Source organism: Haloferax namakaokahaiae, from assembly GCF_042663225.1.
GTDB lineage: Archaea > Halobacteriota > Halobacteria > Halobacteriales > Haloferacaceae > Haloferax > Haloferax namakaokahaiae.
The window spans coordinates 1,307,801-1,327,210 of record NZ_JBHTAA010000005.1; the positions used below are offsets into that span (position 1 = coordinate 1,307,801).

Annotated in this window: 28 protein-coding genes and 1 tRNA gene; 3 read left to right on the plus strand and 26 right to left on the minus strand. The window is 61.2% G+C overall.

Annotated features, from left to right (window positions below; translation table 11 throughout):
• Nucleotides 1–3 precede the first annotated feature (3 nt).
• The 13 genes from ACFQJC_RS14480 to ACFQJC_RS14540 form a co-directional block, all read right to left on the minus strand.
• The gene (locus tag ACFQJC_RS14480) at nt 4–528 is read right to left on the minus strand and encodes a hypothetical protein (RefSeq protein WP_390224660.1); all 525 of its coding nucleotides are present in this window, start codon (nt 526–528) and stop codon (nt 4–6) included.
• Between the two features lie 10 nt (nt 529–538).
• Complete coding sequence (locus ACFQJC_RS14485) at nt 539–814, minus strand: hypothetical protein (protein ID WP_390224661.1); 276 nt, start codon at nt 812–814, stop codon at nt 539–541.
• Between the two features lie 79 nt (nt 815–893).
• The gene (locus ACFQJC_RS14490) at nt 894–1,052 is read right to left on the minus strand and encodes a hypothetical protein (protein WP_390224663.1); all 159 of its coding nucleotides are present in this window, start codon (nt 1,050–1,052) and stop codon (nt 894–896) included.
• Nucleotides 1,049–1,858 (minus strand): ATP-binding protein, encoded by an 810-nt coding sequence (locus ACFQJC_RS14495; protein WP_390224665.1) that lies wholly within the window; start codon nt 1,856–1,858, stop codon nt 1,049–1,051. Before ACFQJC_RS14495 ends, ACFQJC_RS14490 begins: the two co-directional genes overlap by 4 nt.
• A gap of 126 nt (nt 1,859–1,984) precedes the next feature.
• Nucleotides 1,985–2,182, minus strand: a complete 198-nt coding sequence (locus ACFQJC_RS14500) for a hypothetical protein (RefSeq protein WP_390224667.1) — start codon at nt 2,180–2,182, stop codon at nt 1,985–1,987.
• Nucleotides 2,179–2,373, minus strand: a complete 195-nt coding sequence (locus ACFQJC_RS14505; RefSeq protein WP_390224669.1) for a hypothetical protein — start codon at nt 2,371–2,373, stop codon at nt 2,179–2,181. The genes ACFQJC_RS14500 and ACFQJC_RS14505 overlap by 4 nt, the downstream gene beginning before the upstream one ends.
• Entirely contained in the window at nt 2,366–2,908 is a 543-nt protein-coding gene (locus ACFQJC_RS14510; RefSeq protein ID WP_390224671.1) for a hypothetical protein, read from the minus strand. Before ACFQJC_RS14510 ends, ACFQJC_RS14505 begins: the two co-directional genes overlap by 8 nt.
• Before the next feature lie 29 nt (nt 2,909–2,937).
• On the minus strand, nt 2,938–3,483 hold the full coding sequence (locus tag ACFQJC_RS14515) for a hypothetical protein (protein ID WP_390224673.1): 546 nt from the start codon (nt 3,481–3,483) through the stop codon (nt 2,938–2,940).
• Nucleotides 3,476–4,015 carry a hypothetical protein gene (locus ACFQJC_RS14520; RefSeq protein ID WP_390224675.1) on the minus strand — a complete coding sequence of 180 codons (540 nt, stop codon included), beginning with the start codon at nt 4,013–4,015 and terminating at the stop codon, nt 3,476–3,478. The genes ACFQJC_RS14515 and ACFQJC_RS14520 overlap by 8 nt, the downstream gene beginning before the upstream one ends.
• Nucleotides 4,012–5,022, minus strand: coding sequence for a hypothetical protein (locus ACFQJC_RS14525; RefSeq protein WP_390224678.1), 1,011 nt, complete (start codon nt 5,020–5,022; stop codon nt 4,012–4,014). The genes ACFQJC_RS14520 and ACFQJC_RS14525 overlap by 4 nt, the downstream gene beginning before the upstream one ends.
• A complete protein-coding gene (locus tag ACFQJC_RS14530; protein ID WP_390224680.1) occupies nt 5,019–5,687 on the minus strand; it encodes a hypothetical protein in 669 nt (222 codons plus the stop codon). The genes ACFQJC_RS14525 and ACFQJC_RS14530 overlap by 4 nt, the downstream gene beginning before the upstream one ends.
• Nucleotides 5,684–5,845, minus strand: coding sequence for a hypothetical protein (locus tag ACFQJC_RS14535; RefSeq protein ID WP_390224681.1), 162 nt, complete (start codon nt 5,843–5,845; stop codon nt 5,684–5,686). Before ACFQJC_RS14535 ends, ACFQJC_RS14530 begins: the two co-directional genes overlap by 4 nt.
• Nucleotides 5,842–6,108, minus strand: a complete 267-nt coding sequence (locus tag ACFQJC_RS14540) for a hypothetical protein (RefSeq protein WP_390224682.1) — start codon at nt 6,106–6,108, stop codon at nt 5,842–5,844. Before ACFQJC_RS14540 ends, ACFQJC_RS14535 begins: the two co-directional genes overlap by 4 nt.
• A 181-nt stretch (nt 6,109–6,289) precedes the next feature.
• Between ACFQJC_RS14540 and ACFQJC_RS14545 the strand changes: the two genes are divergently transcribed.
• Nucleotides 6,290–6,949, plus strand: a complete 660-nt coding sequence (locus ACFQJC_RS14545; RefSeq protein ID WP_390224684.1) for a recombinase family protein — start codon at nt 6,290–6,292, stop codon at nt 6,947–6,949.
• 91 nt (nt 6,950–7,040) lie between these two features.
• Here ACFQJC_RS14545 and ACFQJC_RS14550 read toward each other — a convergent pair whose 3' ends face one another.
• The 9 genes from ACFQJC_RS14550 to ACFQJC_RS14590 form a co-directional block, all read right to left on the minus strand.
• Entirely contained in the window at nt 7,041–7,430 is a 390-nt protein-coding gene (locus ACFQJC_RS14550; protein ID WP_390224686.1) for a hypothetical protein, read from the minus strand.
• Nucleotides 7,423–7,848 carry a hypothetical protein gene (locus ACFQJC_RS14555; RefSeq protein ID WP_390224688.1) on the minus strand — a complete coding sequence of 142 codons (426 nt, stop codon included), beginning with the start codon at nt 7,846–7,848 and terminating at the stop codon, nt 7,423–7,425. Before ACFQJC_RS14555 ends, ACFQJC_RS14550 begins: the two co-directional genes overlap by 8 nt.
• A 256-nt stretch (nt 7,849–8,104) precedes the next feature.
• Nucleotides 8,105–8,737, minus strand: a complete 633-nt coding sequence (locus tag ACFQJC_RS14560) for a hypothetical protein (protein WP_390224690.1) — start codon at nt 8,735–8,737, stop codon at nt 8,105–8,107.
• A complete protein-coding gene (locus ACFQJC_RS14565; protein ID WP_390224692.1) occupies nt 8,734–9,063 on the minus strand; it encodes a hypothetical protein in 330 nt (109 codons plus the stop codon). The genes ACFQJC_RS14560 and ACFQJC_RS14565 overlap by 4 nt, the downstream gene beginning before the upstream one ends.
• Nucleotides 9,064–9,240: 177 nt before the next feature.
• Nucleotides 9,241–9,312: transfer RNA gene (locus ACFQJC_RS14570), tRNA-Ala, on the minus strand.
• Nucleotides 9,313–9,510: 198 nt separating this feature from the next.
• On the minus strand, nt 9,511–9,819 hold the full coding sequence (gene rpsJ / locus ACFQJC_RS14575; protein WP_390224694.1) for a 30S ribosomal protein S10: 309 nt from the start codon (nt 9,817–9,819) through the stop codon (nt 9,511–9,513).
• A gap of 2 nt (nt 9,820–9,821) precedes the next feature.
• A complete protein-coding gene (tuf, locus tag ACFQJC_RS14580) occupies nt 9,822–11,087 on the minus strand; it encodes a translation elongation factor EF-1 subunit alpha (RefSeq protein WP_390224696.1) in 1,266 nt (421 codons plus the stop codon).
• A 192-nt stretch (nt 11,088–11,279) separates the two neighbouring features.
• Entirely contained in the window at nt 11,280–12,233 is a 954-nt protein-coding gene (locus tag ACFQJC_RS14585) for a homoserine dehydrogenase (protein ID WP_390224698.1), read from the minus strand.
• A complete protein-coding gene (locus ACFQJC_RS14590) occupies nt 12,230–12,793 on the minus strand; it encodes an amino acid-binding protein (protein ID WP_390224700.1) in 564 nt (187 codons plus the stop codon). The genes ACFQJC_RS14585 and ACFQJC_RS14590 overlap by 4 nt, the downstream gene beginning before the upstream one ends.
• Nucleotides 12,794–13,168: 375 nt before the next feature.
• On the opposite strand from ACFQJC_RS14590, the gene ACFQJC_RS14595 reads away from it, so the two are divergent.
• Nucleotides 13,169–14,086 carry a cupredoxin domain-containing protein gene (locus tag ACFQJC_RS14595; RefSeq protein ID WP_390224702.1) on the plus strand — a complete coding sequence of 306 codons (918 nt, stop codon included), beginning with the start codon at nt 13,169–13,171 and terminating at the stop codon, nt 14,084–14,086.
• Nucleotides 14,087–14,196: 110 nt separating this feature from the next.
• On the opposite strand, the gene ACFQJC_RS14600 is transcribed toward ACFQJC_RS14595, so the two are convergent.
• Nucleotides 14,197–16,380: an elongation factor EF-2 gene (locus ACFQJC_RS14600; protein WP_390224704.1), complete on the minus strand. Its 2,184-nt coding sequence runs from the start codon at nt 16,378–16,380 to the stop codon at nt 14,197–14,199.
• Between the two features lie 209 nt (nt 16,381–16,589).
• Between ACFQJC_RS14600 and ACFQJC_RS14605 the strand changes: the two genes are divergently transcribed.
• Nucleotides 16,590–17,345 carry a DUF5781 family protein gene (locus ACFQJC_RS14605; RefSeq protein WP_390224706.1) on the plus strand — a complete coding sequence of 252 codons (756 nt, stop codon included), beginning with the start codon at nt 16,590–16,592 and terminating at the stop codon, nt 17,343–17,345.
• Nucleotides 17,346–17,432: 87 nt separating this feature from the next.
• Here the strand turns inward: ACFQJC_RS14605 and ACFQJC_RS14610 are convergent, their stop codons facing one another.
• The 3 genes from ACFQJC_RS14610 to ACFQJC_RS14620 form a co-directional block, all read right to left on the minus strand.
• Nucleotides 17,433–18,047 carry a 30S ribosomal protein S7 gene (locus tag ACFQJC_RS14610; protein ID WP_390224708.1) on the minus strand — a complete coding sequence of 205 codons (615 nt, stop codon included), beginning with the start codon at nt 18,045–18,047 and terminating at the stop codon, nt 17,433–17,435.
• On the minus strand, nt 18,047–18,475 hold the full coding sequence (locus ACFQJC_RS14615) for a 30S ribosomal protein S12 (RefSeq protein WP_004058161.1): 429 nt from the start codon (nt 18,473–18,475) through the stop codon (nt 18,047–18,049). The genes ACFQJC_RS14610 and ACFQJC_RS14615 overlap by 1 nt, the downstream gene beginning before the upstream one ends.
• Before the next feature lie 510 nt (nt 18,476–18,985).
• Nucleotides 18,986–19,405 (minus strand): NusA-like transcription termination signal-binding factor, encoded by a 420-nt coding sequence (locus ACFQJC_RS14620; protein WP_390224711.1) that lies wholly within the window; start codon nt 19,403–19,405, stop codon nt 18,986–18,988.
• Between the last annotated feature and the right edge of the window lie 5 nt (nt 19,406–19,410).

Sequence of the window (19,410 nt, forward strand, 5' to 3'; positions counted from 1 at the left end):
AGATTACCCCCGGTGCTCCTCAACACCGGCAGAGTCGATGATGAGAGTCGATTCGGTCCAGTCGATGACCGAAGCCGACTTCATCTCGATGTAGGCGGTGTCGATGCTGTTCACGTTGATGTGCGGGGGCATTCCGGGCTTGTCGTAGCCCTGCGGCCACTTGAGCACGTGCTTCACCGAATCGACGTTATCCACGTTCCGCTGTGTGGTGATGTCGTTCTGGTTGTACTCGCGGATGTCCGTCTTCTCCTGCGAGACTTCGACAGGGCGAGACTCGCCTGCCTGCTCGACGGTGATAACCATCTCCGTGTTGACCGGAAGGTCGTTGCCGCCGGAGTCCTTGAACTTCCCGTAAATCGGGAGTCCCGCGAGGTCGCCGCGTGCAACCCGATTGAGCAGGCGGATGAACGTGCCGCGTTCCGGGCTGATTTCAGCGACCGGCGTCATCACGTCGGCCGTGTTGGTCTTTGGAGTGATTTCGTCCGTGCTGTTCGCGTTGTTGCCGTCTCCGATGATGCTGATTTCCATTCAAAACACCTCAGAGTGCGGCCGCGAGCGATTGCTTCACGCCAAACGATTCGGCCGCCGCGTCACCAGTTGCGACCGCACCACCGACGGCCACCTCGTGGTAGCCGAAGTAGATGGCGAGCAGGGACACGACCAGCCCGTACGCTTCTTCTGGAATCATCGTGAGATGATTCGAGAGCAGCCCGCCCACGAGAGTGGGGAACAGGAAGCCGACCAGTACCATACCAGCCTCGCGCATGAAGTCGCCATCCGCGAGAGTGCTGAATGCTTCAGACAGTTCTTGCATTGCTACGGGTAAGACTGTCAGGAGACCAAAAGATAAGACAGAACGAAGACATAAGCGGCCTGTGACGGCAGATACCGGCTTACAACGGGACTTTCTCAGTTGCGACGTAGTGCTCCATCAGTCGGCGCACCACCTCCGGATTCGACAGGTCGCCTACTCGATTTTGCGACAGGTGCTCGTGCACCGCGTCGAACGTCTGCGCGTCTTCACCGTACAGCGTCACGTCTCTCCTGCTCATGCGTAGCTCGGTCGGTTCAGGCCCTTACCCTGCGGCCCGAAGTGGGTGCTTTCCATCTCCATGCCCTTCGTGCTGATTCGCTCCATTGCTCCCGAATCGTCGCTATAAATCCACTCGCTCCCGATTACGTCCCCGTCCGGGTCTTTCGGCGGGTCGGTCCACTTGCGAAGTGTGATTGCTCCGGCGTCTTCGGCGTGGAGTTGTTCGGGGTAGGCAGCCGGGTCCAACGGCGTGCCGCCGGGGTTGTGAATTTCCGGCGTGTAATCGAGCGGATTCCGTAGCTTCTTCAGGTCGGCGTCACTTCCGAATCCGCCGAGCATGTACGCGTCAGCCTGTGAAACGACGGTCGAATCTATCTCAGTGAGTCGCTGAGTTAGCCAGATAGCCGACGCCTGTTCGCCGCGTCCGGTGGTGGCGAGACCTTTCACGTTAGACGGCAATTTCGTGTCCTGTGGGGCCACGAAGTGCGCTTCATCAATGATAATGAGAACGTCGCGCATCTCCCGTGCAACGCGGATGATTTGGTCGCAGACTTCGCGCCATTGGTCATCGTCGAGACGATATCGCGGGAGTTGAAGCCGCTCGCCCCGCTCGATGAGTTGCCGGAAGTCGGAGTCGTCCCATGTCTGGTGCTCCACAGGACCGATGATGTAATTACGGCAGAATCCTGCTTTCACCAAACCCCTGTACTCGTCTTTGTAGTCGAGGATAACACACCGCTCGTACTTCGGGATAGACGCTTCTATGTAGCCCTGCCCGTGGTAGGATTTTCCCCAACCCGATTTTGCGGCGAACAGGAGTTGCACGGCGCTATTCTCGCCCCCTCGTGGCTTCTGTGTCGTCCGTTCCGAGGTTTCCAACCTCTACTAAGAACGTCAACAGACCCCAAAAGCACAGAACCACAGTTAGGTTCGTTCCGATTTCAAACACGGTCATTCGTCTCTGTCCCTCTCACGGACGATGTAGACCGACATCCCCTCGCCGCAGTAGCATTGCCCGTGCTTGATGACCTGCTCGAAGGAGGGTGTGCAGTAGCATTCGGGGTTTGGACAGTGCAGTGTTTCCCCCTCGTACCCCGTCATGATGTCGTCTTCCGTGAGAAGTTCGGCGCTGTCGAGCGGGTCGCTCATGATTCCTCCCAGTTCTGGTTTTGGCTATCGACGTTCACCGTCACGATATCGCCGTTGGGCGGGCCGCGAGTCGGCGCGGGCGAGAGGGCCGAATCCACCGCGAGGTACAGAAGAACGACCACCCAAAAGAGGATGTACCACTGCATGAACGGGTCGAGGTCGTCCCAGTAGTAGTTCGGAGATTCAAGCATCGGCCGACACCTCCTCACCCTCTGCGAGCGCGTCAGCGACCGTGTGAATCTCCTGCGTCGTCGCACGCATGTTCCGTGCGAGAATGAGTTTCAGGGCTTCGCCACTCTCCCACTCGATTACTTCTTCCTCGAACGTGGCGAGTTTGCACCCGTGATGCCGGTCGATGTACGCCGCGACTAACTCGCGGTCGGTCTGGTCCGTCTCGCCCAGATTTTTCGATACCGACGCCGCGATTTTCTCTAATTCGTCTTGCCAGTCGTCCATTCCGATGCCGAGATACTGAGCCGCCTTCGACGGGTTCTCGATGGGTGCGACGTTCTTCAGGTAAACCTCTCCGAGGTCTCCTTTTGCCATTCCGACCATCATCTCGACCAGTTCTTCTTTCCGCTCCTCCTGCGTCACCGTGACGCCCATTTCGCCGGTTCCAGCGGACTCGTGCAACTCGGCCACCGCTTCGAGTTGTTCGAATTCGAGACTAGCAACCACTGTCGCCAGTGCTTGAATCATCTCCGAGTCTTCCGGGTTCGATACCATACGCTTCGCCTGCCGCATCTTTTTGAAACTCATTGTTCTGGGTTCGCTCCGTTCATGATTCGGTCTATTGCCTGTGCTCCCGCGTCGGTTTCCGCGATGATTGCGCCGAAAACGAGAAGCGCCGTTGCGGACATGAGCGCCGCCTGTGGCGACATTTCTTCGGAGAGGTCCATCTCTCGAAGCACCTCGTTGAAGTGGTCGTCTAAGTCCAACTCGCGGGCGTCGTCAATGCTCAGAGCGTTTGCTTCGCCACCCTGAGACTCGACGACAGAGTTAGTCACCTGAACGACCGTCTTACAGTACATGTCGCCCCATTTGGCGTCGGTCTTCGACCCCTCCAAATCGGACTCAGATTTTTCTGATCGAGAATCGGTTGATGCTTCTTCAGAATCGTCCGAACTCGAATCGAGGTCGTCGGCCGCCATGTCGAGAGCGTCCGACATATCGACCGTCTCAGAGTCGTCGAGTGATGGAATCCCGTTGTCCTCCGTCTCCGGTTCGGCGTCCGTTTCAGCGCCATCCTCGGAGTAATCGGCCGCGTCTACGCCTTCGGAGTCGGCTTCGGCGTCACTCATCGACCAGCCCTCGGAACTGCTCGTTGTCCTGAGTCTGAGTCGATTCTTGTTCGGTCTCTGGCGCGGTCTCCTGCGTGCCGCCCTCCTCGCCGCCACGGACGTACAGGAACACCAGCACCAGTATGACCAGCACGCCGAACAGAACGACTGGCGAGACTGGGAGCGCAGGCAGACCGATACCGCCGTCTCCATCGTCCGGGTTCGCCGGGAGGTTGTCGTCTTCGTCCTGCTCGTCTCCGTCGTCGTCTGCGGGCGTCGTGCCCGCCTGTTGTGCTTCGTACTCCTCTTGAGTCGCCATGTCTTTGTCGTCGTCTCCGTCGGCGTCCACGTCGTCTACGTCCTGTGCGTCTCCGTCGTCCGCGTCGTCCGCGTCCTCGACGAAACCGAGCGCGTCTCGCGCCACGGGTTCGATTTCCGACCACTCCTCGCCCGGCTTGGCGTAGGCGTGAGAACGAATCGAGTTGAACACCGATTCGGCGTCGTCCTTCTCGATTTCCTTACCGCACTCTGGACAGGTGAACGAGACCGTCATTCGTCCACCTCACGGGGCTTGTCGGGTCGGGGAGAATTGTAGGACTCCAGTGAGTGCGGGTCGGGTTCGTCCGACTCGCCGTCAAACAGCGAATCCTGTTCGGTGTCCGGTCGGTCGTTGGTCGATGCTCCGCGCCCGAGTTCCGAGCGCGTGTCGGCCATCAGGCCGCCCGTGTTCTTCTCCGCAGCCAGCCGCGACTCAGTGTCGTTGGAGTGCGGGTTGATTCCCGTGTCTCCGAGCGTGCCCTGATAGCCGCGTCGGTCGGCGTCGAGACCGAGCCGTTCGACGGCTTCTTCTTGGGACTCGCCCGGTTCCGAGAGCCGGTCGGCCACTTCATCGGCGACGACGGCCGCCCCCTCCGCGCGGGCGGCTTCGAGGTCGGCTATCGACGGACCTTCACCGGGAAGGGGTTGGCGCACCATGTCGGGGGTGGGTGCGTTGCCGTTCGCTTCGGCCCGCAGTTGGGCGTTTAGCTCGGTCTCTCCAAGACCATCCGAACCTACCCCCCGCATCTCCTCCGGCGATAGGCTCACGTCGTGCCGCTCTGCGAGTCGCATACGCTCCGACTCGGGGATAGGCGTGCGTGGGTCGGTGAGTTCCGCGAACTCCTCCGGGTCGAACGCCGCCGGTACAGTCGGGTTCGTCTGGTCGGCGTCGAGTTCCGCGAGAAGCGCGTCTGTCCACTCCTCGGGAGCGCCGTACAGGTCTGAGTGGTCGAGTGGCGTCTGTCCTGCGTCGGCTCGAATTGAGTTGATGGTGCCGAACGCTTGCGAAGCCGATTTGATAGCGCCGATGTAGGCCCCCCATGCACGTCGGAGTGCCCCCAGTTGGCGGCCAGTCAACTCCCCTTCGGCGTTGGTGAGTCGGTCGAGCACCTTTTCGCGGGCTTCTTCGGGTACGTCGTGCTCGTCGAGCACGGCCGCGACGGTGGCCTTCCGGTCCTTCGAGGGGAGGCGTCGGCGTAGCTCCTCCTCGATGTCCATCAGCGTCGTGGAATCGAGCTTCACGCCGCCCCCTCTGCGTAGTCGCCAAGGGTGGTCATGACCACATCGACGGTGTGGGCGTCACCGAGACGGACGCCGTCGAGGTCGTCCATAGAGACCGACCCATTGGATTCAGCCACTACCCCAGCCACATCGTCGGCCGTGTAACCGCACTCGTCTGACAGCATCTCGCAGGCATCCGAGTACCCCTCTCGGCAGGCGTCAGCCGCCCGTCCGCAGGACTCGTTGGCCGCCTTCTCTGCGGTCGCGGCCGCCGACCGTGACGGCCGGTCGCGGTCGTTCCGTGCGCCACCCCCTTCACGCCGCCATTCGGCCGCGTGCGAGCGGTGTTCGTCCACCGAAAGGGTGGGGTCGAAGTAGGCCAACCAGTCGTCTACCCCCGCCTTCAGGAGCACGTTTTTGATGGCTTTCGCCCGGACGTAGGGCACTTGCGAGAAGTCGATTTGTCGCTTTTCCGCGCGGGTCAGCGGCACAGTGTCGGTGGTCCCGGTCTCTGCTTCGGTCGAAGCAATCGCCGCGTTGATTCGGTCTCGCGGGATGCTCGGTAGGGAGTCCTCGAACACCACCCGTTTTAGGCGCTTGTCGTCTGAGTCCGCGACGTACTCTGCCAACTCCTCGCGGAACTGGTCGGCGTCGTTCTTGCGCGGAAACTCGAACGTGACTGTCACGGCAGCGGCCCCTCAAGTTCGCGGGTCGCGGCGTCTCGGAGTTGCCGCAACTGATTCTTTGTGAGTCCCTTCGAGAACGTCGCTCCTTCGCCAGTGAACCGCACTTCATACGGGAACGATTCGGGTTCTTCGACGTGGAGCACCTCCGGAATCATCATGCCTCAGACTCCGTGACGGGGACGAGAGTGCCCCCCTCCGCCACCTTGTAGGGAGTCGATTCGATAGCTTCGACCACTTCCTCTGGCACGTCTCCGTCTCCTTGGTAGTGGTATGGCCCGCTTGGTTCGCCTTTGAAAAGAGTCCGTTCGCCGTCGAGCACGACCGCGACGGTGGTTTCTTGAGCGCCAGTCCCTTCGTTGCGTCGGTGCCGTACCTCTGTGTCTGCGACGATGTCTTCTTGAGCGTCAGTTGTTTGGCTCACAACCCCACATATCAGTTCTAACAAAAGTCTGTTATCGCTGAATAAATCAATCATTCAGCCACTAAGCCCATTATACGAGTTCCCGTGTCAGCAAATCATTGCGACATTAACTTTAGTACCTGCCCATGGGACCACCACCATGGGCGTAAGTCTTTTACTTTAAGTACCTGTAGTGGTGGGCATGACGATTGCCTGCTACGTGCGAGTTTCCACCGCGAAACAGAACCTCGACCGGCAACTGACCTCGACGAAGGAGTACGCCGAGAACCGACTCGGTGCAACCCTCGCAGACATCGAGATTTACCGAGACAAAGCGACCGGGACTTCCACGAGTGCCCGTGACGACTACCAGCGACTCATGGACGACGCCGAAGCTGGTGAAGTTGACATCGTGGTCGCTCACGAGGTCTCCCGTGTCGCCCGCTCGATTTCTGACCTCGAACGAACTGCCGAACGCCTTCGAGAATCTGGCGTCGAGTTGCACGTTGTCTCCGAAGGGCTGGTCATCGGCGCTGACGAAGAAGACCCGTACCAGCGGGCGCTGTTCCAACTGCTCGGCGTCTTCGGTGAACTCGAAGCGAACATCAAGCGGCAGAACATCCGCGAGGGAATCGCCGCACGACAGGAGAGCGACGAGTACCGACACGGCCCGGCCCCTCTCGGCTTCGAGAAGCGTGACGGTCGGCTCGTCGAAGGAGGCGACTACGACCGCGTCTGCACTGTTCTCGATATGGTGGCTCGAAACGATATGAGTCAGCGAAAAGCAGCGGAAGAATTGGAATCGTCGCGCCGGACCATCCGGCGCGCAGTCGAAGAGCGCGGCGAACTCTACGGACTCTGAGGGCAACAGCCGCGAGCGGCTTCTTCACCGTAGTATCGCGCACCACAGTTCAGACACTCGTGTTCTGGAAGGCGGTTGAACGCCACCATAGCTACACTCCGTCTCCGAGGTCGTCGAGTTCGACGTCGAACTCAACCGGCTCTTTACCAGCGTGTTTGATTGATACGCGATTCGGTGCAAGGTGCGAGTTCTTCGGGTCGTCAATTTCCTCGGCAGCGCCGAAATGGCTGGCGTCAATCATTCCGTAGTAGCCCTCTAGAGGCTGTTTTCCGAAGTGCTGGATAGTCGCTCGGGGCGTACGGAACACGACTTGCTTGTCGAACTCGCGGAGTGAGACAGGAATCCACAGACCACGCTTCGGGTCGATGTGTAGCGTTCGTGTCTCGGACGTTGCAGACGTTGCCTGAAAGCTTCGGTTCGGGACTCTGTCACCCTCTGCGGTTCGCTCCCATCCGGCCGGCCATTCGATACCTTCAGACATCTTCAGCCACCTCCGGACTCCGGACTTCCACAAACACAGCGTTGACCGTCTGCATCAGGTGAATGAGACCACGTCGCCGAAGCGGTGCGAACACCGTGCTCCGGACGGAGTCCTTCTTGATGTTCAGGTCCGAGGCTATCAGCGACTCAGCCGCCGAGACCGGAATCAGACCGTTGTCCATTTCAACGTGCTTTCGCAGTGAGCGGTAGCCCCGGCCTGCCATTCCGCCGGGAATCGCGGAGTTGTCCTCGTCGCCGTCGCGGTCGTCGGCGTCGAGGAGGTGCCCCCGAAGGGCTTCACGAACCACAGCCGAGGTCGAGCAGTCTTTCGTCTCCTGCTCGATGGCCTTCACCAGTTCGGGGTCGTTGACCCGTGCCTGCACCGTCGTTGACTCGGCCGGTTCTTGGGCACTGCTCATGCCGCCACCTCCGTCGGCGCGGCCGTCGCGTGCGTGCCCGCCTCTCGGCGCGACGGGCTTGGGCGCATAATGCGCTCGGGCGTGCGGCAGCGCGCGCGCCGCTTAATAACCGCGCGTTCGTCCCCGTGTGTGGGAATACCGCCGCGTAGACAGGTACGCCCCTGTTTAATACAGAGTGCGATACTGCCGTTAGAGTCGTCCTTTCTACTGTTCTCGTCGTTTGAGTCCGTAATACAGATAGTCGTCGTGTATGCAGTCATCGTCGAACCTCTCCCGGCACTCGCCGGGCACCAGTAAGCGAATCAGAAAGCTGTGCTCTGTCGATGTGGCCGCCGTCAGTAAGGACGAGTGGCTTCGACTCCTGCTCTTCCAGCTTGTCCTCGGCTCTTCTCAGCAGGTTACTGACCGTCCCCGGCGAGGAGTACTCGCATTCTCGTTGATACTCTCGCACACCAACGCCGCCCATCCGACAGGCCACGAAAGCGTTACGTTCAGCGTAGGTCAGCACTGTCAGGTCCGGCTTTGGCGGTTCGTCACGGACCTCGGTCGAGGAAATCGAGACTGGGTCGCCGTAGATGTCGGGAACGTCGCCGAAGTCGGCCTTTCTGATGGTGCACAGATGGGCACAAGCCCCGTCGTGGAACTGGAACCCCTTGCAGTCACACCGGCCGACGAAGCGGTCTCTCTGCTTCGCCAGTGCGACGGTGTGAATGTCACCATCGGGCAGTTTGACCCGCCAGCCGTAGGTGCTGATTGGGTCGATAATCGCTTTGAACGGGTCGGCACGTGTCCACGAGTTGCGCCTGTTACGGGCCAGTTCCTCGAAGAACAGCAGTTCACCACTCTCCGCGTCGTGGTGAGACACTTCGGAACTGCTCTTGGTGCTCATGGCGGCGAACACCTCCGGACGAACCGGCCAGCAGCACCCGCCTTGGGGTCTTTGATGTGGTCACGAATAGACTCGACTACGTCGTCAGGTGAGACGTTCGAATGCTCTAACCACTCGTCGTTCCTCTTGTGGTAGTTGACTCTGAAAAAGCGGCCATCTTCGAGTTTGTATCCGCTCCACCCGAAGTTGTCTTCCCACAGTCGCAGTTCGCCGTCTTCGTCGAAGAGGTCGGGAACTCTTCTACGTCTTCTCTCGACGATTTCGACGGTCGCCTCGTTGTCGTCGAGGTCGATATCGACGGAGGTCTGCCGTCTGCGGTCTCTCACGCAGACCACCCCCCGTTTCCTTCGGTCGAATCGAGTGACGTAGTCGGGTGTCTTCTGGTTACCGCTGGAACTCTATCCGAGAGGTGTCTTCTTCTCGTGAGGTGCCAGCGTGAAACGGGATAGCTACACGGGTAGCTCTCCGGTTTTCGAGGTCTTCTGTAAGAAGCGGGTCGCCTATGGACTCGCCGGGATTTGAACCCGGGGCCTCTTCCTTGCGAAGGAAGCGATCTGCCACTGATCTACGAGCCCTCATTCCCACGGAGTCGTGGGATGCATTTATACGCTTTGTTTCACCGTCTCGCGGTTCCTGTCGAAGCGTGTGAGATGACACGCGCCTTAGCGCTGTAACCAGCTCGGAGGCAGAGTCCTCCGGACGCGCGCCTCGACAGCCGCAAGCGATAGCACGAGGCTACCGCGGACGGGTGTCCGAAACGTCGGACAGGGTAGTTAGTCCTCGAGGACGATCTCGATACTGACGTCGTTGGGAACCTGAACGCGCATCAGCTGACGCAGTGCGCGTTCATCAGCGTCGAGGTCGATGAGGCGCTTGTGGACGCGCATCTCCCAGTGTTCCCACGTCGCGGTCCCCTCGCCGTCAGGCGATTTGCGGGTAGGGACTTCGAGCGTCTTCGTGGGCAGCGGAATCGGCCCGCTGAGGTTGACGCCCGTCTTGTTTGCGATCTCGCGAACGTCGTCGCAGATCTCGTCGAGGTCTTCCGGGCTCGTGCCGGCGAGCCGAACGCGTGCCTGTTGCATCGTTATCGCTCGTTGACTTCGAGCACTTTGCCGGCCGCGATGGTCTGACCCATGTCACGGACAGCGAAGCTGCCGAGTTCCGGAATCTCGGAGGACGGCTCGATGCTGAGCGGCTTCTGCGGACGGACCGTCACGATTGCAGCGTCACCGGACTTGATGAAGTCTGGGTTCTCCTCTGCGACCTCACCCGACGCGGGGTCGAGCTTCTGGTCGATGGACTCGATGGTACACGCGACCTGCGCCGTGTGGGCGTGGAAGACCGGCGTGTAGCCAGCGGTGATGACCGAGGGGTGCTGCATGACGACGACCTGTGCCTTGAACGTCTCGGCGACCTTCGGTGGGTCGTCTGCGGGACCGCAGACGTCACCGCGGCGGATGTCGTCCTTACCGACGCCACGTACGTTGAAACCAACGTTGTCACCAGGGCCGGCCTGGGGAACTTCTTCGTGGTGCATCTCGACCGTCTTCACTTCGCCGCCAACGTCAGACGGCTGGAAGGAGACGTTGTCGCCGGGGCTCATCGTACCGGTCTCGATACGTCCGACGGGGACGGTACCGATGCCCGAGATGGTGTAAACGTCCTGAATCGGCAGACGCAGTGGTGCGTCCGTCGGTGGGGACGGTGCCGGCAGGTTGTTGAGTGCTTCGAGGAGGATGTCTCCGTCGTACCAGGAGGTGTTCTCGGAGCGCTCTGCGATGTTGTCGCCCTCGAATGCCGAGATGGGGACGAACGTCGCGTTGTCTGCGTCGAAGCGGACCTGCTTGAGGAGCTGCGAGACCTGCTCTTTGACTTCGTTGTAGGAGTCTTCGCTGTAGTCAACGACGTCCATCTTGTTGACGCCGATGATGAGTTCGCCGATACCGAGGGTACGGGCGAGGAAGACGTGCTCGCGGGTCTGCGGTGCAACACCGTCGTCTGCTGCGACGACGAGCACTGCGTTGTCAGCCTGCGAGGCACCGGTGATCATGTTCTTGACGAAGTCGCGGTGACCGGGACAATCGACAATGGTGAAGTAGTATTCGTCAGTGTCGAATTCCTGGTGGGCGATGTCGATGGTGACACCGCGCTCGCGCTCTTCTGCGAGGTTGTCCATGACGTAGGCGAATTCGAATCCGCCCTTGCCCTTCTCCTCGGCCTCCGCTCGGTGCTGTTCGATGACGTGTTCCGGGACGGAACCGGTTTCGAACAGGAGTCGGCCGACGAGCGTACTCTTACCGTGGTCGACGTGGCCGATGATGGCCAGGTTCTGGTGGGGTTTGTCGCTCATTGGTATGTTCACGCGCTAAGGCGCTCTGTGGGGATTGTTTTCGCTGAAACCCCTAAAACGATTTCGATACGCACTACAGGCCGTCTAAGCGCCGTACTGCGATTTGCCGAACCATACCATGGGTCGCAGTGTCAAGAAATTCGAAGAATCACTAATCGTTCGAAAAGCGTTGTGAGACGGCTTGTAAGTGGTCTACTCTAGTCGAGAAACGTCCGAGAGAACCGCCGTCGCCGTCTCCGGACCACCCGCACCGCGCCCACTGATGTTCAGCTGACCCGCGTGCGTGGTCTCGAGTTGCACGATGTTCTGCGTGCCGGTGACCGCCAGCGCCGACCCAGTCGGGACGAGTCGCGGAGCCACGCGCACGCCGGACGCGGTGGCCTCGCCGATGAGTCGAACCGTCCGACCGTCTTCGGCGGCGAGGTCGAGCGCCGTGCCGGGGACGTTCCGAATCCCCTCGACGTCGGCATCGTCGAGGCGGTACTCCACCTCGCCGTCGCTCAGGACGTTCGAGAGGATGACGAACTTGAGGGCAGCGTCGATGCCGTCCACGTCGAACGTCGGGTCCGCTTCGGCGACACCGAGGTCCTGTGCTTCCGCGAGGACGTGTTCGTAGTCGAGTCCCTCGGCGGCCATCCGCGAGAGGATGAAGTTCGCCGTGCCGTTGAGCACGCCGCGCGCGGCCGTGACCTGTGACGCACCGAGGTCCGAAATCGTCGAGAGCACGGGAATCGCACCGCCGACGGCCGCCTCGAACTGGACGCGGCCCTCGCTTTCGGCTTCGAGGGCGCGCAAGTCCGCGTAGCGTTCGGCGACCGGGCCTTTGTTGGCGAGGACCACGTGTCGGTCCGCTTCGAGCGCGCGCTCGACGTGCGAGAAGCCCGGTTCGGCGTCGCCGAGCGTCGTCGGCGTCGCTTCGACCAATACGTCGTAGTCCGAATCGAACAGCGCGTCCGGGTCGTCGGGGCCGACCACGCCTTCCTGTGCCTTCCGTTCGAGCACCCGTTGTGGGTCCAGCCCCTCGGAATCCGAGACGGACGACGACGAGTCCGCGAAGGAGACGACTTCGTGGCCGTACTCGCCGGCGAGTTCGAGGACCGAACTGCCGACAGCGCCCGCGCCGAGGACGGCGAGACGAAGGCTCATGCGGACTCCTCCGTGAGCGGTTCGATGACGTGGAGGTCCTTCTCGGCGGCGATGTCGCGGACGACGCCCAGCACCTCGTCGCTCTTGCCGGAGCGCGTTGCGAGGCGCAGGCGCGCACTGGAGTGTTCCTGCGTGCCGGACGGTGCCGACAGCGACAGGTCGGTCACCGTCGCGTCCGCGACTTCCTCGACGCGGTGAAGCGTATCCGAGAGGTCCGAATCGACGAGGTCACCGACGAGCAGCAAGATGAGTTCCTCGCCGAAGTGCTCGGTGTCGGCGCGGATGACGTTGATGCCGGCGTCGCGCACCGCTTGCACGATACTTTCGAACCGAGCGGGCAGACATTCGAGGTCTACTTCGACCGGGATGTGCCCGCGCGGGGTGAGGTTCCCACGTTCGTGGAAAATCGACAGGAGGTTGCCTCCGTTGTTGGCGATGGGTTTGAGCGCGTCGAGTAACTGGCCGGGTTCATCGACCAGTTCGAGCCGAATGGTGTGTGCCTGCGGCAGTTCGCCACCGTCGGTCTCGGTTTCCTCTTGCTCGATGTCTTGGGCGCTCATCTGACCACCTCCGTGGGACGCCCCGACCGTGTTGTCGGCGACGCGTGGCTCTGCGGTGGTTTCGCGTCGTCGCGCCGGGAGTCGGGATACGTGCCCCTACGCATACCTATCCGTCATTCGGCCACGCGGTATAAGCCTTCGCAGACGACACAGTTTGCCGGGGATGCGAGCGTGCTGGCATTTCACACGGCCATAATCGTGCACCCGGCCGAAAATTCGGCGTACACGCGTTGCTGACGGTGTGCTACCGGGACAGGTCAGTTTAAACTAATAAATATCAGGGTTATAACTTTCGTACCAAAGTCGTCTCACGTCGATTATTCACACACCTGCCACTTGACGAGTCGAGCGGTTGGGTGAAGGGAAGAATTTCCAATGGGCGAGAAATCGAAGCAAGACGGTCTCACACTCAGTGATACTGAACTGATAGAGGCCCTGAAAAACTACGGAATCAAACGCCGAACGCTGATGAAACTGCTCGGGGTGGGAGCAGTCGCATCGACAGTCGGTGGAACAGCGACAGCGAGTAGCGCCCAAGCGGCCCGAATCGACGAAGTGTACGGTGCGCCGTACTCCGCAGACGAGAACGTCCCACGGGGACTCGTGGACCACACCGTCGTGGTCACCATCAACGAAGGGGGAACGTACGACGGCTTCCCGGTTGACCCGGCAGCCCACGAGATGGGCGGCGGAGAGATGACCGCGACGGAGACGGCGACAACCGAGACTGCGACCACCGAGTCGGACGAGACGAGCACAGACACGACGACCGAGACTGCGACGGCCACAGAGACGGCGAGCACAGAAACAGCGACCGACACCGAGACGGCGACCGACACCGAGACGGCGACCCCCGAGTCGGGAGACGAACTTCCGGAGTTCATCTTCGACCCGGTCGGATTGGCCGTGAATCCGAACGAAGTCGTAGAGTTTCGAGTCGGCTTCGGTCTCCACACCGTGACCTCGTTCCATCCGAAGTTCAGCGAGCCACCGTTCTTCGTACTGCCAGAGCGGGTGCCGACGGAGTACGGCTTTACCTCACCGCCAGTCGTGGACGGCGACGCGTGGCTCTACCGATTCACAGAACCCGGCGTGTACGACCTGTTGTGTCTGCCGCACTTGGAGTTAGGAATGGTCATGCGAATCGTCGTCCCCGACGGCGACGAGGTTCCCGAAGACGACTACGGCCCACTCGAAATCCCGAACGCGGGTGCCGTGCTGGCCGCGCCCGAACTGACCCCGGACAACATCGTCAGCGAAGGGGAGGTCCCGTGGGCAGGCTTGTCGCTCTAAGTCGGGCCCGGCGACTTTTTTTGAGAGCGTGTGCGGAACAGTCGGCAGTCCGGTGGACAGTGCTGTCGCTCACCGGCGAATAAACGAAAGAAAGGCGCGATGTATCGCGCTTAGATGTAGTCGATAGCCTGCGAGAGTTCGAGCTTCATGCCCTTACGCTCGCGGATCTCCATAATCTTCTCGCGCTGGAGGTTGTCCGAGAGGACGCGGAAGCCAGCGTTCTCCGTGTTCCAGGACGCGCGACCTTCGGTCGCCGAACGGATGTCGGAGGAGAAGCCAATCATCTCTTCGACGGGTGCGATACCCTCGATGACCATGAGGTCACCCTCTTGGTACATGTCGTCAACGCGGCCGCGGCGACCCTGAATCTCACCGGACGCCGAGCCCATGTACTCGGAGGCGACGTCGATGCGGACGTTCTGGATGGGTTCGAGGAGCTTGACCTGACCCGCGATGAGCGAGCGGTGGACCGCGTCACGCGTCGCAGGGATGACCTGCGCGGGACCGCGGTGGATGGTGTCCTCGTGGAGCTTCGCGTCGTGGAGACGCAGAAGCGTACCCTGAACGGGTTCTGCGGCGAGCGGACCGTCGTCGAGTGCCTCTTCGAGACCCTCGATGACGAGTTCCATCGTCTCGTTCAGGTGCTGGATACCCTTCGTGTCGTCGATGAGGATGTTCGTCCCGTGGATGTGTTCGACGTTCTGGGAGGTGTCCTTGTCCATGCCGGCTTCCTGCAGTGCCTCGCGGCGCTCCAGTTCGGGCATGTCCATCGAGATTTCGCCGAGCTTGATGTCGTCAACGATGTCCTGCGAGAGGGGTTCTGCCGTGATGTAGAACTTGTTGTGGCGGTTCGGCGAGACACCCTCGACCTCGTGGGACTTCGTCTGGACCTGCTCGCGGTAGACGACAATCGGCTCACCGGTGCGGACCGGGATGCCCTGGTTGTCGCGGATACGCTGCGTGATGACTTCGAGGTGGAGTTCACCCTGACCGGAGATCAGGTGCTCACCGGTGTCCTCGTTAATCTCGACGCGGATGGTCGGGTCTTCCTTTGCGACTTGCTGAAGCGTCTGGATGAGCTTCGGCAGGTCGTCCATGCGCTCTGCCTCGACGGACTTCGTGATGACAGGCTCGGAGATGTGTTCGATGGACTCGAACGGCGTCATCTCGACGGACGAGACGGTCGAGCCAGCGATGGCGTCGCGGAGACCGGTGACTGCGGCGATGTTCCCTGCGGGGACGCCACGGTCGAGTTCCTCGCGCTCGCCACCCATGAAGACACCCACGGACTGGACGCGGTTCTTGCCCGCGGTACCGGAGACGTAGAGTTCCTGACCCTTGCGGATGGTACCGGAGAACAGACGACCGGTTGCGATTTCGCCCGCGTGGGGGTCCATCGAGATGTCGGTCGCCATGAAGACGACTTCGCCTTCGTCATCGACTTCGCGCATCTGTCGTGCGAGTTCGGACTCGGAGTCGCCACGCCAGACCGTCGGGATACGACGGGGCTGGGCGTCGAGCGGGTTGGGGAAGTGCTCCGCAACCATGTCGAGAACGACGTCCGAGAGCGGCGTGCGCTCGTGGAGTTCCTGGCGGTCGCCAGCGCGTTCGAGTTCCATGATGTCGCCGAACGAGATGCCGGTCTCTTGCATCGACGGCATGGAGACACCCCACTTGTAGAGGGCGGACCCGAAGGCGACGGTGCCCTCTTCGACGGAGACGGTCCAGTCGTAGTCCTTCTCTTCGGTCATCCCGCGGATGAGTTCGTTGACGTCGGAGATGACATCGACGAGACGCTGCTGCATCTCTTCGGGACCTTCCTGCAGTTCGTTGATGAGGCGGTCAACCTTGTTGATGAACAGCGCGGGCTTGACACCCTCGCGGAGCGCCTGACGCAGCACCGTCTCGGTCTGCGGCATTGCGCCCTCGACAGCGTCCACAACGACGAGTGCGCCGTCAACTGCGCGCATCGCGCGCGTCACGTCGCCACCGAAGTCAACGTGGCCCGGCGTGTCGATGAGGTTGATGAGGTGGTTCTTGTCTTCCCACTCGTGGGTCATCGAAACGTTTGCCGCGTCGATGGTGATACCGCGTTCCTGCTCGTCCTCTTTCGTGTCCATCGCAAGCTGCTGGCCGGCAGTCTCGTCAGAGATCATGCCTGCACCTGCGAGGAGGTTGTCGGAGAGCGTCGTCTTCCCGTGGTCGACGTGAGCGGCGATGGCAATGTTCCGGATCTGTTCCGGCTTGTCCATCAATTTCTCACATTCTTGGACAATTTTCTTTCGTCGGCCCATTATACAGGGGTCTACCGGCAGGAGGGTCAAAAGAGTAGTGTTTTTGCCGAGCGGATTTCCCCTCGTCAGGCCCCCTACGGCCGGGGTATGAGCATTTTTGTCACGATAGACGGAATGACACCAGAGACGGAACGAGAGTTCTGTTTCGGCCGACGAAGCATCCATCCGTTCGGAAGAGTCATGTTCCGTGACAACAATACACATGATAGATGGACCTCCGTGTGCTCGGAGGCGCACCCGCAGACCCGTTCTTGAGCGCCGCCGACGTGTTTGAAACCGAGTTCTCGATCGAGTACCCCGTCTTCGTCACCGTCCGCGACGACCCCGACTCGCGGACGTGGGCCGCCCACTACGAAGACCACCACGTCCTCAACATCTCTCGGCAGGCCGCGACGAGCGCGATGGCTCGGGAGTTCGCCCTCCACGAACTGTCGCATATGGCGCGGAACGAAGAGCGGCACGTCTCCCACTACCAATCGACCGAAGAAGCCGTCTTTCTCGCCCTCGCGGGCCGGACGGTCGAACGCCGAAAGCTCGCTCACTGCTACCAGATTGCCAACCATTGTAAAGACATCTACGCCGACGACCTGACGCTCGCAGTCGCGCCCGCGGACAAACTCGTCCAGTTCCTCGAATCGCAACTGGCCGCGTCGCTCATCGATCGGCCACAGACGACGACCAACCCGGAGTACCGACTCGTCACGCCGGGGTCCGACCCCGACATCACCGCGGTCAACGCCGCGTTCGCGCTCGCGCTCGTCGAACGGCACGACCTCATCTCGGACGACCACCGCCTGTACGACCTCGCGCACGCGGCCGCGGACGACGCGCCGAACATCTCGCTGGAGACGTTCAAAGAACACTTCCGGACGCTCGCCGACGACCCCTCGAAGAGCGAGTACCGTCGCACGCTCGTGGACGTGGTCCGGCGTTACGTCGTCGGTCCCTCGGTCGCCGCCGACTGACGAACGCCGGCGAAACCGAGTCGGCTCGCCGACCGCGAGAGTGACGACGCTACCGCTCACCGAGGTGAAAAACGAAAGAGAGAGAGATTATCGGGCTGCCTGCGCGACGCGTTCGCGCTCTTCCTTCTGGGAGATTGGCCCAGACTGAAGGTCGTAGTCGGCGGCACCGATGAGCTGCGTTGCGAGCGCTTCCGAAGCGCTGGTCTTGGACTTGTACGAGGCGCTGAGAGTTCCCTTTGCGATGAACTTCAGGGCCTGGTCAACACGGCGCTGGGGGGCGACGTCAACGGCCTGCGGGACGGAGATGCCACCGTACTTGAGGCGGACGGTCTCCTCGCGGGGACCTGCGTTCTCGACTGCGCGGACGAGGACCTGCACGGGGTTCTCCTCGGAGCGCTCGTCCACGATTTCGAGCGCTTCCTTGACGATTTTCATCGTCTTCTGCTTCTGGCCCGTGTTGTCTTCGGTCTGCATCAGACGGTTGACGAGGCGCTCGACGATGCTGATTTCGCTCTTCTTGAACTGCTTCGAAGCGTGGCGGCCCATCGTGTGGGCAATCGGCGTGACCTTGATGTAGCGGTCCATGCCGGGTTCGGTGTACTCGATTTCGGAGACGTCCCAGACGCCGAACAGAAGCGCGTTCTGCTTCGCCTCTTCGCTACCTGCGGGGGATTCGGGTTCGGGGGATTCGTTCTCAGACATTATCGCACCGGCTTCTCTGCGTTACCGCGGACGAGTTCGATCATCGAGACGCCGTTGACCTTCTCGACCTTGTAGTTGACACCGGAAAGGTCACCCATCGCACGACCCTTTGCACCACCGATACCGGCGATGGTCACTTCGTCGTGCTCGTCGATGAAGGAGATTGCACCGTCACCGGGACAGAACGCGGTGACCTGCTTTCCGTTCTTGATGAGCTGGACACGAACACATTTTCGGATTGCCGAGTTCGGCTGCTTTGCTTCGATACCAACCTTCTCGAGGACGATACCGCGGCCCTGCGGTGCGCCTTCGAGCGGGTCAGATTTCTTACCGAGACCGCGCTCACGGCGCGCGTACTCAGAGTCGGACCATCGGCGCTTCTGCCGGTCCTTTTTGAGCTTGCGCGCGGCGTATTTGCCGTTTGCCATAGTGAACACAACTTCCAAATGGAGCTACTTAAGCCTCCCTTTTCGAATCCGGCGAAACGGATTCAGTGAGCATTAGCGACCCCTAAGGACGAATCTGAGGACGTTTCACGAATCCAGAGTGACGAGAGCGACGGCCACAGGTTGGCGAAGAGCGACTAAGGTGACCGGAGAACTGTTCATTCGTCGGCAGTGTGTCATTCACACACAGCATCGGCGTCGAGAGGCGCTCGGTTCTCGCCTGTGCCGCCCTCCAGCGTTCGGCCGACGAAGTCGGGGGAGTTCGTCACCGTACGCCCAGTGCTGGGAACAGCCGTCGTCACTCTCGCCATCGTTACCGCGTAGTCATTACGGTTACCGCGTGGATACTATGTTGGTCATTACGGTTACCGCGTGGATATTATGTGGTTCTTCGCACGCGCGCGAAGCGAACGTCAACGACTTCGGCCATCTCGACACCACGACAGCGTGGCCACTCGGGTGGGCGAAGTCGGTGAAAACGTGTACTCCAGTTCAGGTCAACTGGACGTCGTCGATGTCGTAGTGTCGTCGCGCGAGGGTTCGCGCCGTCTCGATGGTCTTGCCGCCACCACCGATAGCGACGCCGCGGTCTTCGGTTGCGACTTCGACGTACGCGACGACGTCGTTCTGCCGCGAGATGGTCACGTGTCGGACGGCCGCGGGCGCGAGCGCACTGGCGACGAACGCCTCGGGGGTGTCCGCGTCTTCGACCAGTTCGACGCGGCGGCCGATGCGTTCTTCGAGGGCTTTCACCTGACTGCCGCCGGGTCCGATGGCCGTCGCCATCTCCCCCGCGGCGACGAGGAAGACGACGCGGTCGTCGAAGACGAGGCAATCGCGGGCCGTCGCGTCAGTCTCCTCTTCGAAGAGGGCGATATAGCGGCGAGCGGCGTCCGACAGCGTGACTTTCATCGGTA

Bases quoted from the DNA above. Each gene is read 5' to 3' on its own strand.
- ACFQJC_RS14480 (WP_390224660.1), bottom strand. From the start codon at position 528: ATGGAAATCAGCATCATCGGAGACGGCAACAACGCGAACAGCACGGAC.
- ACFQJC_RS14485 (WP_390224661.1), bottom strand. From the start codon at position 814: ATGCAAGAACTGTCTGAAGCATTCAGCACTCTCGCGGATGGCGACTTC.
- ACFQJC_RS14490 (WP_390224663.1), bottom strand. From the start codon at position 1,052: ATGAGCAGGAGAGACGTGACGCTGTACGGTGAAGACGCGCAGACGTTC.
- ACFQJC_RS14500 (WP_390224667.1), bottom strand. From the start codon at position 2,182: ATGAGCGACCCGCTCGACAGCGCCGAACTTCTCACGGAAGACGACATC.
- ACFQJC_RS14505 (WP_390224669.1), bottom strand. From the start codon at position 2,373: ATGCTTGAATCTCCGAACTACTACTGGGACGACCTCGACCCGTTCATG.
- ACFQJC_RS14510 (WP_390224671.1), bottom strand. From the start codon at position 2,908: ATGGTATCGAACCCGGAAGACTCGGAGATGATTCAAGCACTGGCGACA.
- ACFQJC_RS14515 (WP_390224673.1), bottom strand. From the start codon at position 3,483: ATGAGTGACGCCGAAGCCGACTCCGAAGGCGTAGACGCGGCCGATTAC.
- ACFQJC_RS14520 (WP_390224675.1), bottom strand. From the start codon at position 4,015: ATGACGGTCTCGTTCACCTGTCCAGAGTGCGGTAAGGAAATCGAGAAG.
- ACFQJC_RS14535 (WP_390224681.1), bottom strand. From the start codon at position 5,845: ATGATGATTCCGGAGGTGCTCCACGTCGAAGAACCCGAATCGTTCCCG.
- ACFQJC_RS14545 (WP_390224684.1), top strand. From the start codon at position 6,290: ATGACGATTGCCTGCTACGTGCGAGTTTCCACCGCGAAACAGAACCTC.
- ACFQJC_RS14550 (WP_390224686.1), bottom strand. From the start codon at position 7,430: ATGTCTGAAGGTATCGAATGGCCGGCCGGATGGGAGCGAACCGCAGAG.
- ACFQJC_RS14555 (WP_390224688.1), bottom strand. From the start codon at position 7,848: ATGAGCAGTGCCCAAGAACCGGCCGAGTCAACGACGGTGCAGGCACGG.
- ACFQJC_RS14560 (WP_390224690.1), bottom strand. From the start codon at position 8,737: ATGAGCACCAAGAGCAGTTCCGAAGTGTCTCACCACGACGCGGAGAGT.
- rpsJ (WP_390224694.1), bottom strand. From the start codon at position 9,819: ATGCAACAGGCACGCGTTCGGCTCGCCGGCACGAGCCCGGAAGACCTC.
- tuf (WP_390224696.1), bottom strand. From the start codon at position 11,087: ATGAGCGACAAACCCCACCAGAACCTGGCCATCATCGGCCACGTCGAC.
- ACFQJC_RS14585 (WP_390224698.1), bottom strand. From the start codon at position 12,233: ATGAGCCTTCGTCTCGCCGTCCTCGGCGCGGGCGCTGTCGGCAGTTCG.
- ACFQJC_RS14590 (WP_390224700.1), bottom strand. From the start codon at position 12,793: ATGAGCGCCCAAGACATCGAGCAAGAGGAAACCGAGACCGACGGTGGC.
- ACFQJC_RS14595 (WP_390224702.1), top strand. From the start codon at position 13,169: ATGGGCGAGAAATCGAAGCAAGACGGTCTCACACTCAGTGATACTGAA.
- ACFQJC_RS14600 (WP_390224704.1), bottom strand. From the start codon at position 16,380: ATGGGCCGACGAAAGAAAATTGTCCAAGAATGTGAGAAATTGATGGAC.
- ACFQJC_RS14605 (WP_390224706.1), top strand. From the start codon at position 16,590: ATGGACCTCCGTGTGCTCGGAGGCGCACCCGCAGACCCGTTCTTGAGC.
- ACFQJC_RS14610 (WP_390224708.1), bottom strand. From the start codon at position 18,047: ATGTCTGAGAACGAATCCCCCGAACCCGAATCCCCCGCAGGTAGCGAA.
- ACFQJC_RS14615 (WP_004058161.1), bottom strand. From the start codon at position 18,475: ATGGCAAACGGCAAATACGCCGCGCGCAAGCTCAAAAAGGACCGGCAG.
- ACFQJC_RS14620 (WP_390224711.1), bottom strand. From the start codon at position 19,405: ATGAAAGTCACGCTGTCGGACGCCGCTCGCCGCTATATCGCCCTCTTC.